Source organism: Amycolatopsis halotolerans (assembly GCF_042647905.1).
Taxonomy (GTDB): domain Bacteria; phylum Actinomycetota; class Actinomycetes; order Mycobacteriales; family Pseudonocardiaceae; genus Amycolatopsis; species Amycolatopsis halotolerans.
Genome location: NZ_JBHRWI010000030.1, coordinates 141,025 through 155,520, shown reverse-complemented (window position 1 = coordinate 155,520; position 14,496 = coordinate 141,025). Strand labels below are relative to the sequence as shown.

Sequence of the window (14,496 nt, the reverse complement as noted above, 5' to 3'; positions counted from 1 at the left end):
CAGTTATGGACACGTATGACATCGCTGTCGTGGGCTGCGGTCCGGTCGGCTTGGCCCTCGCCCGACTGCTCAGCGCGAAAGGGCTCCGGGTCGCGGCGATCGATCCGAACCGGATCGTCTGCCACCATCCGCGGGCGACCCATCTCGACGACGAATCGATGCGTACCCTGCAAACGCTGGGCGCGGCCGATCTGGAACAGCGGTTCCTGCGGCAGACCGGATGGACGCTGCAACTGCCGGACGGGACGCATTTCCTCGAATTCGCCCACGCACGAGGGGAATCCGGACAAGGCTGGCGTACGGATTACCAGTTCCACCAACCGGATTTCGAATCCCGGCTGCGCGGTTTGCTCGCGAGCGACCCGAACGTCGACCTGTGGTTCGGCTGGTCCGTCACCGAGATCGTCCAGGACGCCGACGCGGTGTACCTCACGGTGACCGATCGGGACCAGGTCAAGACACTCAAAGCGGCCTACGCCGTCGGATCGGACGGAGCGAATTCGTTCGTCCGCCAATTGATGGGCTCCGAAGTCGAAGATCTGGAGGGGACGCAACGTTCACTCATCGTCGACATCCATCCGTTCGAGCATCCTCCGGCGCTGCCCGCGGAATCCGGATTCATTCTGTGCCAAGGACAACGGCCGATTACCTACGTGCCGGTCTTCCCCCCGATGCTGCGGTTCGAATTCATGCTCCTCGACGGAGACGACGCCGCCGCGCTCGAACGCCCGCAGGCGGTGTACGACGCGCTCAGCCGCTGGATCGAGCCGGGCAGCTACCGGATCATGCGAGCCGACACTTACGAATGGCACGCGCGGCTCGTGCACGGCTGGCGTTCGGGAAGGCTGTTCCTCGCCGGTGACGCCGCGCATGAGATGCCGCCGATGCTCGGGCAGGGCATGTGTTCCGGACTCCGCGACGCGGCGAACCTCGCTTGGAAACTCGCCGCCGTCGTCCAAGGCACCTGCCCCGACAGCCTGCTCGACACCTACGAAACTGAGCGCGCCCCGCACGTTCGCCCCTACATCGCCGAATCCGCTCGGCAGGCCAACCTCGTCGAGTCCTTCGGCATCGGCGACACCCACCCGGAGCTGGGAGAACCCCAGACCCTCGAACCGCTCAGGCCGCCGCTCGGCCCCGGCTTGAGCGACGAGCCCAGCTGGCTCAGCCCACAACCGCGAGCTGACGGTATCCGGCTCGACGATGTCACTGGATACAACTTCGTCGTGGTCGGCAAGCAGGCTGTGTCAGCGGAGATCGCGCAGCTGTGGCAACGCCTGGACGTCGCAGTGGTCGCCGACGCTGGTCCGGCGGTCGAAGAGTGGTTGGCCGCGAATTCAGCCACTGCGGCCATCATCCGCCCGGACCGGTATGCCTTCGCTCTGGCCGCCGACACAGCGGAGCTGGAGACTGCGACGAAGGAACTCGCCGGACGCCTGGAGGTGCGCGCGTGAAGCCGTACGGCACCGGGATGACCTGGGGCGAGGGACCGCGCTGGCATCAGGGCGCGTTGTGGCTGTCTGACACCCAGGGCAGTCGACTGTGGACAGATCACGGCGGAAGCTGGAGCGCTACCAAGCTGGACTCTCCGTCCAACGGGCTGTGGTTCATGCCCGACGGCAAGCTCGTCGCGGCGATGATGCACGAGAAGCGCATCGGTGTCTGGGATGGCAGGCAGTTCGCCACCTACGCGGATCTCAGTGCTGTGGCCAGCGGTCCGCTCGGCGATCTTGTCGGTGACGAGCAGGGCAATCTCTATGTTGACGACGTCGGGTTCAAGCCTGGTGAACCACCGCGGCCAGGCCGTCTGGTGCGGGTCGCCGTCGACGGCTCGGCCACCGTTGCCGCCGAGAACCTCGTCTTCCCCAACGGTCTCGCCTTCATTGACGACGGGCGCACCTTGATCGTCGCCGAAACCGCCGCGCAGCGGCTGACCGCCTTCACCGTCGGCGCGGACGGGACGCTGACCGACCAGCGTCTTTATGCCGACCTCGCCGACCTGGTCGGCCCCCACGCTCGTCCGGACGGGATATGGCCGGGGCCGGAAGGAATCTGGGTGGCGACCACGACTGGGCACGCAGTCGTGCTGGTCCGGGACAACACGGTGCGCGAGACGATCGCAACCGGCACAGCCTTCCCCATCGCGTGCTGCAGCGACGGCGGAAACCGGCTGTTCGTCACCTTGGCGGACACCGGCGGACGGCCGCTGTTCGAAGCCCTCGCGGCCAAGGCCGTACAGACTACGGTCGCGGAATGGGAGCTTGGATGACCGGCTGGGTTCCCGTGGAGGAAGCGCAGATCACCGATTTCGCCCGGTATGCCTCGTCCCGCGTCGGACGCGACTTGACCGGCGGATACCGGACGCTGTGGGAGTGGTCGGTGCAGGATCTCGACGGCTTCTGGTCCGCAGTGTGGGACTACTTCGGGCTGCCCGCGCGTCGGGAGGGGCGACCGGCGCTGGCGACCGAGGCGATGCCAGGCAGTGTCTGGTTCCCGGGGAGCACGCTGAACTATGCGGCCGAGGTGTTCCGGGGCCGCGATGATGCCGCCACTGCGGTGATCTCGGTGACCGAGGACGGCGCTCCAGCGGAGCTGAGCTGGGGTGAGTTGCGCCGTCAGGTCGGGTCCGTCGCCGCTTCTTTAGCCGCACTGGGCGTGTCGTCCGGCGACCGGGTCGTGGGATATCTGCCTAATTCGGCGGAGGCGATCGTCGCGTTTCTGGCCACCGCGAGCCTCGGGGCGATCTGGGCCGGATGCGGTTTGGACTACGTCGGATCGGCCGCGCAGGCGCGATTCGCGCAGCTCTCGCCGGTTGTTCTGATCACCGCGACCCGGTCGCGGCACGGCGGCCGGGTGATCGAACGCAGCGCCGATGTGGCCGCCCTGCGGGCCGGACTGTCCACTTTGGCCGCGACCGTGGTCGTCGACGATCCGGACTCGGTGCCTGGAGCGATTCCCTGGTCATCGATCACGGGCGGTGATTCGCTGCCTCCCGTCTCGGTTCCTTTCGATCATCCACTGTGGATACTGTTCTCCTCGGGGACCACTGGCCGTCCTAAAGGGATAGTGCACGGGCACGGCGGCGTAGTCCTTGAGCAGCTGAAGCATTCCGCGTTCCATCAAGACCTGCGGGCTGGCGATCGGATCCTCTGGTACACGACGCCCAGCTGGATGCTGTGGAACTCCCTCGTCGGCGCTCTGCTGGTCGGAGCGACCGCGGTTTGTTACGACGGCAGCCCCGCATTCGGTCGGCCGGATGCGTTGTGGGAGTTGGCCGCCCGCTTGCGGGTCAACACGCTGGGAACCAGTCCTGGTTACCTGGCGTCCTGCCGCAAGGCCGATGTCCGGCTTAGCGATCACGATCTGAGCGCGTTGGTGCGGCTAGGTGTCACCGGATCGACGTTTCCGGCCGACCTGCACCTCTGGGCCGAGCATGAACTCGGGCCGCGAGTCCAGGTCGTTTCGAGCAGCGGCGGGACGGACGTCGTCACAGCCTTCGCGAGTGCGGCTCCTACCACTCCGGTATGGGCGGGCGAGTTATCGGCTCCGTGCCTCGGTGTCGCGCTCGATTCGTTGGGGCCTAACGGGGAATCTGTCCGCGACACGGTCGGCGAGCTGGTCGTGCGACGGCCGATGCCGTCCATGCCATTGCGATTCTGGAACGACCCCGACGACGTCCGCTACCGGGCCGCGTATTTCGACACGTTCCCGGACGTGTGGCGGCACGGCGATTGGACGACCATCACCGACCGCGGCTCGGTCGTCATCCATGGCCGGTCAGACGCGACGCTGAACCGGCATGGCGTGCGGATGGGCAGCAGCGATATTTACGGTCCGGTCGAGGAACTTCCGGAGATCGCGGAGGCTCTGGTCGTCGGCGTTGAGCAGGGTGACGGCGGGTACTGGATGCCGTTGTTCGTCACTTTGATCGAAGGGGAGAGCCTCGACGACCCGGTGCGGCAGCGGATTCTCGCCGCAATTCGCCAGGGTGCTTCAGCGCGGCATGTTCCCGACGAAATCATTGCGGCCCCTGGTATTCCACATACTCGGACCGGGAAGAAACTGGAAGTCCCCGTGAAACGGTTGTTACGCGGGGAGGATCCGGAGGTCGATCCCGGCAGCGTCGACCAGCCTGCTCTTCTTGACTGGTACCGGCAGATCAGACCGCCTATGCGGGAAGGTTAAACGGAACCGGCGTGTGGTGCTCCCAGATTTTCCGCGAAGCCTCTTCCGGATACGGAACAGTCTTCGACTCGACGTCCAGCACGCGGGTCAGCCGCTCATCGGGACGATAGGCGGCCCATCCCGGATCGCCATTGGTTGCGAAACCGACCCAAGCTTGTCGAAGCTCCTCGGACACCCGAAGCGTTGCGGCATCAGGCTTCTCGCCGAACACCTGGCGGCCGACCGGACTGTCCAAAGTTCCGAACGCCAGAGGCACATCGAGGCTGTGACACGCACCCAGACCAGGCGCGGACAGGCACAGCTCGAATAGATACGACCTGCCACCGGCCAAGGCGTTCGCTTCGGCCAGCTGCTGGCTCGGCATCCGGAAGAGCGCGTCCGAATACACGGTCTCCATCAGCTCCTCCGGGCTGGCTTCCGCGTAGGCGGCGCGATAGCCATCGGGTTCCGGGGCAAAGAGGTCGAGGGCCATTTGGGCATTCTCGGCGGTGAATGTGCCGACCCGCCCGGCCATGACGGAGAACAGCCGGAACTCGTCGCGGGTGTGGCCGACGAGCAGCTCGACACCGTCCTCGAGTGCGGACCAAGGTGTCCGAGGAAGGGAAGTCTCGTCCAGAACTGGACAAACCCCGGTGCCGACTTGGGCCATCGGACCCCAGCGGTCGTGCTGGCCGGACAGGCTGGCGTTGAATGCGGTGAGTCTGTCGGCCAACTGCCACGGGTCGACGTTCCGGAGGTCTTCCCCGTTCGCGAGCACTGCGGTGACCCGCTTCGCGAGCGAGGGAAGGACGAAAGCTCCTGGCACGGAATGAGTGATGGCACGCCGGAACAAGCCCTGCGCCAGCACGAGCAAGGACGCGATCGATCCCGCTCCCGCCGATTGCCCGGCGACACACACTCGGCCGGGGTCGCCGCCGAAGCGGGAGATGTTGCGCCGCACCCATTCCAGGGCGGCGATCTGGTCCAGGAACCCGCGGTTGGCCGGCGCGCCGTCGATCAGCGCGAATCCCTCGACGCCGACCCGGTAATTGACGCTCACCACGACCAACCCCGCCTCGCACAACAGCGCCGGGTCGTAAGTCGGGTCGCTGCTCACCGAGATGACGTATCCGCCGCCCGGCAGCCAGACCAGCACCGGCAGTCCCGCCGCGCCCGGATCCGGCGTCGCGACGTTGAGGGTCAGCCAGTCCGTCTCGTGCGCCGACTCCGTCTGGACCGGCCCGGATTGCGGAGGCAGCGGGCCGAATTCGGTCGCCTGCCGCATGCCGTCCCAGGGCGAAACCGGGACAGGCGCGGCAAAACGAAGATCGCCCACTGGCGGCTGGGCGTACGGGATTCCGCGGAACTCCGCCATCCCCGCCCGCCAACGGCCCGTCACGGCCCCCTCGACCGTCCGGACCGCCGGCGGCCTCTTGTCGTCCATATTCAACCCCCTCAGGTTTCAAGTCAAGTGTATTATGTCAGCTGTATTGGAACGAGGGAAAGGCCCGACGTGCCGAAGAAGGTCGACCACCGCGAGCGCCGGGAAGCGATCGCGCGTGCGTTGTGGCGGGTGGTCGCGCAGCAAGGCTGGAACCGGGCGACCATGCGCGAGGTCGCCCACGAGGCGGAGGCATCCCTCGGCCAGGTGCAGCACTACTTTTCGACCCGGACCGCGATGCTCGCGTTCGCGATGGAGTTCGCTGCGGAACAGACCTCGCACCGGGTCGCCGAGCGCCTCGCCGGTGCCACACACCCTCGAGAAGTGCTGCGAGCGACGCTCACCGAGATGCTGCCGCTGCATCCCGACGCCCGCGCCACGAGCCGGATGAGCGCCGCGTACGTCCTCGAAGCACTGCACGACCCGGAGTTGCACACGAAGCTGCGCGACGATCTGCGCGAAAAACGAGCGCTTGTCGAACACCTGCTCCGGCAAGCCATCGCCGACGGACACATCGCCGCCGATCGCGACCCAGCCGTCGAGACGAACCTGGTCCTCGCACTGACGGGTTTAACGCCACTGCTTGAGCTGGACGTGATCGAGTCCCGCGCCGCGCTGGTGGCTATCGACCAGTATCTCGACCGGCTTTTCGCTTAGCCGCCCTCGGTCAAACAGCACTGCACGAGCGGCCCGAACCTGCTGACCAGCTCGTCGACCGAGGCTGAGGCGATCGGCTCGATCCGCACGACGTACCTCGCCACAGTGAGCCCCAAGAGCTGGACGTTGACCATGCCCGCCCGGAACGCGGCGTCCGGGGTGGCGATCAGCTTCGCCAGCCGTCCGGTGATTTCGCGGTCGATGTATTCGCGAAGCAGGGCGTCGGCTTGGTCGTCGGCGCGGGTGAGCATCGCGAGCGGGGTTCGGCCCGAGGCGTCCAGGTTCTCCACGAGCGTCCGGACGATGCGCTCCCCCAGACCGTCGAGTCCGCCCGCGAAGACTGCCTCGATGGCTGGCGGGGCCTGGGCGGACATCTCGATCGCCGCGGCGAAGAGGCCCTGCTTGTTGCCAAAGAAGTAGAACACCATCCCGGGGTCGACCCCCGCCTCGCCCGCGACCGCGCGCACGGTGGTGCCGCCATAGCCGTGCTGCCGGAACAGCGCGCGTGCCGCGTCCAGGATCCGCTGTTTGCTCTCCGCCCCGGTTCGCCAGCGTCCGGGGCGAGCGTTCTGTTCTGCCATGACGCCGATGAGTCTAGCCGAGTTTTCTTCATCGCTGGTGGAGTTTCCTGCCGACCCGCGCTAGCCTGAACTTCATCAGTGATGAAGAAACCGGGGGTTGCGATGAAAGTGATCGTGATCGGCGCAGGCCTGGGCGGGTTGACGCTCGCCCAGGGGCTGCGCCGAACGGGGATCGACGTCGCCGTGTACGAGCGCGACGGCGCGCTGGGACGGGCGCAAGGCGTCAGCCTGCACATCGACGACCGGGGCGTCACGGCATTGCGGGGGTGCTTGCCTTCAGCGCACGCCGCGATGATCGACGCCACGATGGGCGGGCTGCGCGAACAGACTCTTTCAGTGTCCGAAGTGGACGGAGCTTGTGCGGTCGTGGATACCGAACCGTCCGGCGCACGACCTGGTCGGCAGGCACATCGCCCGTTGCTGCGGGCGATATTGCTGACCGGTTTGGAAAATGTGGTTCGCTTCGAGGCGGAGTTCACGCGGTTCGAACGGCGACCCGACGGCACGGTCCGGGCGTGTTTTGCCGACGGCAGCACAGATACGGCTGACGTCCTGGTCGGCGCGGACGGGATCGGCTCCGCGGTCCGTCGGCAATACCTGCCGCAGGCGCAGGTGGTCGATACCGGGCGGCGCATGCTGATGGGCGCGACTTCCTTGTGCGCAGTGACTGGATTACCCGGTTTGATCGGCAACAATCCCGCTGTCGCCCGGATACGCGACACGACGATGGTGATGGGCGCGCTGCGGTTCACCTCGCCGCCGACTGTGGCGCGGCAACGATTTCTGCCCGCACTGCGGCTCGGCGCGGTCACTGGGATCGAGGACTACCTGATGTGGGCTCTGCCTGGCCCGGCCGAAAATCTTCCTCGCACCTTCCAGCAGATCGTCGACGAGGCGTGGTCAGAAATGACGTCCACGCTGCGCATCGGAATGATCCCGCCGATCCCCGCCTGGCCCGCCGGCCAGGTGACCGTCCTCGGCGACGCCGTCCACCTGGCCCCGGGTTTCGGCGGCAACCTCGCGATGCAAGACGCGCACCGTCTCTGCTCAGCGCTGATCGAGGCGGACCGCGGGCAGCGCGATCTGCTCGACGCGATCGGCTCGTACGAAGCAGCGATGCAAAACTCCGTGCAGGTCAAGGCAAGCGCATGAAGCTCGCGCTGCTGACCGAGAAGTCGTTGTCCTTGTTCGCCGCGGTGGGTGGTTGGCGCACTGTTGCCGAAGGCGTCGCATCGCGGGTGGTGTTCCTGATCGCTTACCTGGTGACCGATCAGGTGTCGACCGCGTCGCTGATCGCGGTCGGCGGGGTGGTGGTGTTCGCCGGAATTCGCGCGTTCACCGACCGAAAGTACTGGCAGGTAGCGATTGGGCTGGTGATCGTGGGTGCGTCGGCGCTGCTGGCCGGGAGCACCGGACGGGCCGTCGACTTCTACCTGCCAGCGGTGCTCATGCAGGCGGCCGGAGGTGCGGTTTTCCTGCTGTCGATCGCGGTCCGCTTGCCGCTGATCGGGGTGGTGCTGGGGCGAGGCGAACGGCTCGACTGGCGGCGGGATCCCCTGCGGCGACGGCGTTATCAGCTGTGCACCGGGATTTTCTTAGCGAAATACGTTCTCGCTACGGCGGTTTTGGTGCCGTTATATCTGGCCGGACTGGTTACGCCGCTTGGGATTGCCGCGACATTGCTGGGCGGGGCGCCAGCCGTGGGCGCGTGCGCGTATCTGTGTTGGCGATTTCTTCGGGCCAGGGGTGCGTTGGCCCGTTGACCTGCCCTGCGGCGGCAGCGGCCTACGCCACCGCCGCCGGGCGGACCGCTCAGTTGAAGATGACGTCCGAGCAGGAGTAGAAGGCCTCGCCGGAGTCGGGCCAGTGGCGTTGCCAGATCGAGTAGATCAAGTGCCTGCCGGTGCGGCCGCCGGGCAAGTTCGCCTGGAGTTGGTAGGCGTTGCCCGCGATCGGCGGGTTGTCCTGCTTGTAGAACGGGGTGTCTTCCAGGTCGGACCACTTGAGCGGTTTCGTCGGGTCGTAGCTGGGCTTGGTGACGTACAGCTCGAAGGTGCCCTCGTGCGCGGCGGTCAACTGGTACTGGAAGGTGTACGGGCCGCTGCTGGGCATCGTGGTGGCCGGCCAGTCGTCGCGGGGCAGGTCGAGCCCCTTGTACTTGTCCCGGCCGGCGCTGCACAGCTTGCCGTCCGGAATGATCTCGCGGCTGCGGCCACTGGCGTCGCCGATGTTGACCTCGTCCCAGTCGTAGAGCGGCCAGCTGTCCCCAACCGCGACGGCGGCCTTGCACGCCGCGGACTGCGGATTCTCCGGACCCTCCTGAAAACATTGCATGATCCGGCTGATCGGGTTGCCCATCGAGCCGTGCGCGAGCGCCGGGACGGCGGTGAACACCGAAACTGTCCCCAGCACGGCGGTCAGTATCCCGACTTTGACGGCGGAGCGGGAAAACTTCATCGCGGGTTCCTCTCATGAGAGGTCTAGACCATGTCTACGGTAGGTGTTGTGGCGCGTCGGGTTGTAGGCCCGAAAGTCGGGCGTGGGCGATTTGGCGCGCAGTGCGACTGCGGGCGCGATGCTGCGCCCGGCATGCGCCCCCGATGCAGAATGCGCCTCCGACAGGATTCGAACCTACGACCAGCCCTTATGGATCACGGTCGGCTGTGTTGGTGATCGATGTAGGTGACTACCGGCAACGAGCCAAGGCCAGACCTGGCTAATTATCTCTTTAAGTCCGTTATTTCCATTTTATCCAGAGATGTGCGAAACTGGTCGCTGTGTCGGACGAGGCGGATCGACAGCGACGGCAGGCTCTTCGCGTAGCGGTCGCGTGGACGATCGTGGCAGTGTGCGTGTTCGTCCTGGTGGAGCTTTTCTTCCCTGGGAACAGTTGGCTCCTCGCCTTGCCAATAGGCGGCACTTCGCTCGCTGCGGAAAAATGGCGACGGCATTTGAAGCTTCGACGTGAGTCTCGGCAGCTTGGTTAACGAGGTCCAATCGTTTTCCGAACAGGTGCTACACAGCTGCGGAAGAGGCCGATTTCGTTTCTCTCCACCTACAAGTGGGTGACCTCTCCGCCATCTCGTCGACCTGGCGCAGCCCGATCACGCCATGTCAAGGGGGCACCTTCCCGCGGCCCGTAGCATGCCACCCGAACTGCCCCCTTGACGCGGCGTGATAGCCCTCGGGGAGGTCGGCGAGATGGCGGCAGGTCACTCACGGACGCAACGTGCGCGCGGTCCCGGCCATCTCGGAGACCTGCCGGTCCGGCGAGGACATTCTTTTTCTTCTTGGACGCGGCCCTAGGTGCAGCCGCGGCGAGGATGCCGGTACCGCGCTCGGCGAACGACCGGGCGTCGAGCCCCCGGCGAAGAGGGTTAAGCATGGGCGCGCGGAAACAAACCCCTCGGCACTGCGGTGACCAGTGAAGATGTGCCCCCGGCGGAGTGCCAAAGGATGGGAACATGGCCGACCAGCGGGTTTATAGCGGCAGCGTGGTGGCCGAATGCTGGTGGTGGAGTGATTGACCAGACGGCAGGCTGAGCGTAACGAACCGTCTACCACCTCTATGCCGCTCCACTAGCCGCGCCGGGACGAGTTGCGGCATCTGCTCGGCCGGCGTGCTGCGCCTGGTTGCCTCGTTACCGACACCTCGGCGTAGCATGGCATGAGCCCGCTGGAAGCGAGGCCGAGGCCGCGCTGCGGGACAGCAAGGATCCTGCCAGTTAGGGTGTTCGTTGTGGACGTAAGCGCTTGAGTCAAGTTCCTTGCGGCACGCCAAGGCGAACCGAATCGAGCGCCGAGCTGGCCCCTTGGCGACCAAATCATACCCTGCCTGCGGGGCAGCGCGCTGCGCGGCTATTGGCCGTCGCGGGGGTTGCTGAGTTCGAGACTGCTTGATTTCGGGCACCTGGTAGTACCCAGACAGGCAAGTCGGCGACGACGTACGTCGTCTATGCTTGTCGGATGTTGGGCGCAGGCGAAACCGTGGATCCGCGTGAACTCTATCGGCTGAGCGCACGCCCGCTCGGTAAAGGCGGCTACGCGCAAGTTTGGCGCGCGGAGCACAAGGAATCCGGTCAGGAAGTCGCACTTAAACGAGCGCTTCAAAAGTCTGATGCTTACAGTCGAATCAAGCGGGAGATTCAGGCCCAGCAAAGCCTGGCTCACCCCAATATCATGCCCATCCATGATCATGACCCTGGCTTTCGCTGGTACACAATGCCTGTCGCTGAGGGCACTCTCGAGAAGCTAAGGAATTACCTCGACGAGGAAGTCCTGATGTCCATCCTGCTAAATCTCGCAGATGCGCTCGATATTGCGCATAAACAGGAGCTGATTCACCGAGATATATCTCCAAGTAACATTCTTGCCCTCTCAGGTGGCAGTACCGGAAAGTTTAGATGGGTCTTAGCCGATTGGGGCATGGTGCGCCACCCTCCTGAGATGGTGTCAAAGCAGCTAACCCGGACAGGTCAAGGAATGGGGACGCCAGGATTTGACGCCCCAGAACTCGACGATGATCCACGAACTGTTACAACAGCGGTCGATGTTTACAGTTTAGGGCGTGTCACTGCGTGGTTCGTGACAGGTAATCGCCCATTACGCGGTCGTCGTCTTTTGCCTGACGGGACTATGATTCACTGGCGGCCCTTTGTTACGAACTGCGCACACGAAGAAGTTGCCCACCGGGTGCCGGACATGGCTGGCCTGAAGGAGCTGTTGCGTGGTGTCATTAGCGAGCGCGAGGAGTCGCCAGATCGGCGCGCACGAAATCTCGTTGACGACCTACTAAGAGGAGCTGTCGAGAATCTTGATTCGTTGGTGTCACTGGCGGAGGCGTACACGAATAATACCGATCTATATATCGATCATTTAGCGCGAGTCCCAACAATGCGCTTGTACGGATGGGCTGCAAACGATCCCGATCGAGCTGCAGCGCTGGCCACCACCATGGCTGAACATGTCGTCGGGAGCCCTTGGGGCGACAGAGATCGCCAGTATGCGGGCACGCCTTTGAGTTTCGTTCACACTGTCTTGCGTGCACTGGTTGATGTGAGCCAATTGGGTCTCGCCCAAGACCTTGCCACGCCCTTTTTTACGGCAGACGCGCGTTGGCAGGACGTCGGACAACGGATGCGCACAAGAGACTGGCTGGACGGGTTGACGGGGCCGGCGGCCGCGGCGATGGCGCGAGCTCTGGCGCACTGTGCTGACAAGGCTGCCGTCTCTGACCACTACAGAGAGGGCGGCTGGCAGCCTGCCGCAGCCGCCTTGCGAGCGGCCATGACAGCATGACAAATAATCATCTGCCACCGTGGTGGTGATCGCCGTCACCTGGTATGAATATTCAAGTGTCGGAATCTAGCACCACCACGCTCTCAACTGGACTTCCCGCAGAGCCTGCGTCCGGCCGTGGCCGAAGCCACGGCACGAGCGGCACCGAGCCGTTCGATCGATGGTTCCGCTATCCAGCGGGGTTTGCATCGGACTACGTTTCGATGCTTTTGGAACACCTCGCTCTCCCGACTGGGAGCATGGTTGTCGACCCGTTCGCCGGTTCCGCGGTTACAGGCACTGCCGCACGTCGCGCCGGCCTGTCCTTCTTTGGAATCGAAGCGCATCCGCTGATCGCGGAACTTGCCAACTTGAAGCTTAAGAAGCCCCCTGGTTCTCCGGCCGCGTTTCTTCGAGCGGCTAGTATAGTCGTTGATGCCGCGAAAAAGAGCAGGGCGACAGGATCATTGATAAATGCAGAGGTTGACCTTACTCGCCGCTGCTTCACTCCAGACGTTTTGGCAGACTTGTGTTCCATCCGAGAAGCCATCCTCGATCGCAAAGCTGGGGTATGGGGCAAGTATGCCAAATGGGCACTTCTCGCTACGTTGCGTGATGTGGCATCCGCTCGGGTTGGATGGCCGTATCAAAGACCAGGGCAAGCTCGCCAGCCGAAGTACGCAGATGCGTATTCCCGATTCTTGCAGCGAGCGAACCTGATATCCGAGGATATTGGTCTTGTCGACTGGAAATCCAGTATCGACGTGAGTGCATTCGTGACCCAAGGGGACGCTCGACGGAAACGCGCATGGAAAAGGTTAGATTCCGGCGGCGCGCATGGCTGTGTTGCGTCGCCGCCATACCTAAACAACTTTGACTATGCAGATGCAACACGCCTGGAACTGTACTTCTGGGGCGAGGTTTCGAGCTGGGCAGAAATGGTCACAAACGTGCGCTCCGACATGGTCACGGCCACCACGCAGCAGAGTAGTGTTGGTGCCGCTTCAGATGCTTCTCAGAGATTGAGCAGGTTTGCGGAAATTGGATCTGAAGTAGATGAGCTAGTCGAAGCTCTAAAAATACAGCGGACACAACGTGGACGAGGCAAGGAATATGACCGGGTTGTTCCGGACTATTTTGATGCGATCTCGGAGGTGCTCGAAAACTTGGCAGCAGCAATGCACCCTGGTTCTCCAGTTGTATGGCTGATAGGCGACAGTGCCCCCTATGGGGTTTACATTGACACACCCGCTATCATTGGCCGAATTGCTGAGCAGGTCGGATTTACTGTTGAAAGAGACGAAGCGCTCCGACGTCGTGGTCAGCGGTGGGCAACGAACAAGACGCGACATGATGTACAGCTATCTGAACGCCTCATCCTATTTCGTCGTGGTTAATTACATCACCGAGCTTCGGCGATCCTTTACCTTGCGCAAGAGAGAACACTTCCTGCAATTGTTTCTTCAGGGTTCCGGTGTCGGCTGCGCGCTCAAAAACCATTGATCTGTGGGCCAATTGCCCGGCTATGCTGCGGAACTCTTTGACTAGTTGATCAAACGCCAGGGCGAGTTTTTCCAGACTCAGGCTAGGTCGTCGCGCGAGGTCGTTCGCTAGGAAACGGACGACCTCGTCCCGGTGTTCGGCCGGAACGTAGAGACGCTCTCCCCCGGACTTGCTGTCGGGCTCCACAGCCAAGCGGTGGGCCAACCGGCGCCGTGCCTCGCTCAGCGCGTAGCCGCCTTTAAGCCGTTGTTCACCGGCGGATCGCCCTCCACGACTGCCTGAGATCACCGATGCGAATCGCTCTGCCCCAGCATGGATAGCTTTATCGATCTGCTTGCCTTCAGGAGTGTCGTGATCCCATCGAATGACAGCACGCTCTGCAGAATCTGACCTGTTCACAAGTAGTGCAATTACCAAGCCGACGGAAATCGCTTGAAGAACTTCTGCCCCCCGACCCATCTGAAGTGCGATGACTTGATTAAGTCGCCCGCGCGCCCAACCTCTGTATACTTCGAGTGCTTTTTGCTCAATTGCTGAGACGTCAGCAGATGGAAAAACGAGGTGCCCCTTGCTGAGATCTTGACGTTCTAGCAGTGCGATCATTAAGCGTCCTTCAACGCCAATAATTAGAGTTTTGTCTCCCGCATCCACTAGCAGAGGCTCACGGTACGAAGTGCGCCTCAGCTCCATCGGCGTTTGCGGCAGACTGCCAATGCGCTCCCTTAGGGTATGCCCCCTCGCTACGGGATCGAAAAATCGCCGGCATCCTTCGAGATCATCCTCAATACGACCTGGGCTCTTACCGTACGTCAGGTGCCACAACTCGACCAAGTCTCGCATGAGAGTGGCAGACTCTTGCCCAGTTAGAACAGC

The 14,496-nt window shown here is 63.7% G+C and carries 12 protein-coding genes; 8 read left to right on the top strand and 4 right to left on the bottom strand.

The window, feature by feature from the left end; genetic code table 11:
• The first annotated feature begins 5 nt into the window (after nucleotides 1-5).
• Genes ACFORO_RS26370 through ACFORO_RS26360 form a run of 3 tightly spaced genes read left to right on the top strand, consistent with a single transcriptional unit; the run spans nucleotide 6 to nucleotide 4,185 of the window.
• On the top strand, nucleotides 6-1,454 hold the full coding sequence (locus ACFORO_RS26370) for a bifunctional 3-(3-hydroxy-phenyl)propionate/3-hydroxycinnamic acid hydroxylase (RefSeq protein ID WP_377869126.1): 1,449 nt from the start codon (nucleotides 6-8) through the stop codon (nucleotides 1,452-1,454).
• Complete coding sequence (locus tag ACFORO_RS26365) at nucleotides 1,451-2,269, top strand: SMP-30/gluconolactonase/LRE family protein (RefSeq protein WP_377869125.1); 819 nt, start codon at nucleotides 1,451-1,453, stop codon at nucleotides 2,267-2,269. The genes ACFORO_RS26370 and ACFORO_RS26365 overlap by 4 nt, the downstream gene beginning before the upstream one ends.
• A complete protein-coding gene (locus tag ACFORO_RS26360; protein ID WP_377869124.1) occupies nucleotides 2,254-4,185 on the top strand; it encodes an acetoacetate--CoA ligase in 1,932 nt (643 codons plus the stop codon). Before ACFORO_RS26365 ends, ACFORO_RS26360 begins: the two co-directional genes overlap by 16 nt.
• Here the strand turns inward: ACFORO_RS26360 and ACFORO_RS26355 are convergent.
• On the bottom strand, nucleotides 4,169-5,608 hold the full coding sequence (locus ACFORO_RS26355) for a carboxylesterase/lipase family protein (RefSeq protein ID WP_377869123.1): 1,440 nt from the start codon (nucleotides 5,606-5,608) through the stop codon (nucleotides 4,169-4,171). The genes ACFORO_RS26360 and ACFORO_RS26355 overlap by 17 nt on opposite strands.
• 69 nt (nucleotides 5,609-5,677) lie before the next feature.
• Here ACFORO_RS26355 and ACFORO_RS26350 point away from each other — a divergent pair, with 69 nt between their 5' ends.
• Nucleotides 5,678-6,262, top strand: coding sequence for a TetR/AcrR family transcriptional regulator (locus tag ACFORO_RS26350; RefSeq protein WP_377869122.1), 585 nt, complete (start codon nucleotides 5,678-5,680; stop codon nucleotides 6,260-6,262).
• Here ACFORO_RS26350 and ACFORO_RS26345 read toward each other — a convergent pair.
• On the bottom strand, nucleotides 6,259-6,843 hold the full coding sequence (locus ACFORO_RS26345; RefSeq protein ID WP_377869121.1) for a TetR/AcrR family transcriptional regulator: 585 nt from the start codon (nucleotides 6,841-6,843) through the stop codon (nucleotides 6,259-6,261). The genes ACFORO_RS26350 and ACFORO_RS26345 overlap by 4 nt on opposite strands.
• Nucleotides 6,844-6,945: 102 nt before the next feature.
• Between ACFORO_RS26345 and ACFORO_RS26340 the strand changes: the two genes are divergently transcribed.
• Both ACFORO_RS26340 and ACFORO_RS26335 read left to right on the top strand, forming a co-directional pair.
• A complete protein-coding gene (locus tag ACFORO_RS26340) occupies nucleotides 6,946-7,995 on the top strand; it encodes an FAD-dependent oxidoreductase (RefSeq protein WP_377869120.1) in 1,050 nt (349 codons plus the stop codon).
• Nucleotides 7,992-8,606: a DUF3159 domain-containing protein gene (locus ACFORO_RS26335; protein WP_377869119.1), complete on the top strand. Its 615-nt coding sequence runs from the start codon at nucleotides 7,992-7,994 to the stop codon at nucleotides 8,604-8,606. The genes ACFORO_RS26340 and ACFORO_RS26335 overlap by 4 nt, the downstream gene beginning before the upstream one ends.
• 49 nt (nucleotides 8,607-8,655) lie before the next feature.
• On the opposite strand, the gene ACFORO_RS26330 is transcribed toward ACFORO_RS26335, so the two are convergent.
• Nucleotides 8,656-9,300: a lytic polysaccharide monooxygenase auxiliary activity family 9 protein gene (locus ACFORO_RS26330; protein WP_354742943.1), complete on the bottom strand. Its 645-nt coding sequence runs from the start codon at nucleotides 9,298-9,300 to the stop codon at nucleotides 8,656-8,658.
• Between the two features lie 1,509 nt (nucleotides 9,301-10,809).
• On the opposite strand from ACFORO_RS26330, the gene ACFORO_RS26325 reads away from it, so the two are divergent.
• Both ACFORO_RS26325 and ACFORO_RS26320 read left to right on the top strand, forming a co-directional pair.
• Entirely contained in the window at nucleotides 10,810-12,141 is a 1,332-nt protein-coding gene (locus tag ACFORO_RS26325) for a protein kinase domain-containing protein (RefSeq protein WP_377869118.1), read from the top strand.
• Between the two features lie 44 nt (nucleotides 12,142-12,185).
• The gene (locus tag ACFORO_RS26320; protein WP_377869117.1) at nucleotides 12,186-13,517 is read left to right on the top strand and encodes a DNA methyltransferase; all 1,332 of its coding nucleotides are present in this window, start codon (nucleotides 12,186-12,188) and stop codon (nucleotides 13,515-13,517) included.
• Here the strand turns inward: ACFORO_RS26320 and ACFORO_RS26315 are convergent.
• A complete protein-coding gene (locus ACFORO_RS26315) occupies nucleotides 13,495-14,226 on the bottom strand; it encodes a hypothetical protein (RefSeq protein ID WP_377869116.1) in 732 nt (243 codons plus the stop codon). The two genes, ACFORO_RS26320 and ACFORO_RS26315, sit on opposite strands and share 23 nt — an antisense overlap.
• Nucleotides 14,227-14,496 lie beyond the last annotated feature (270 nt).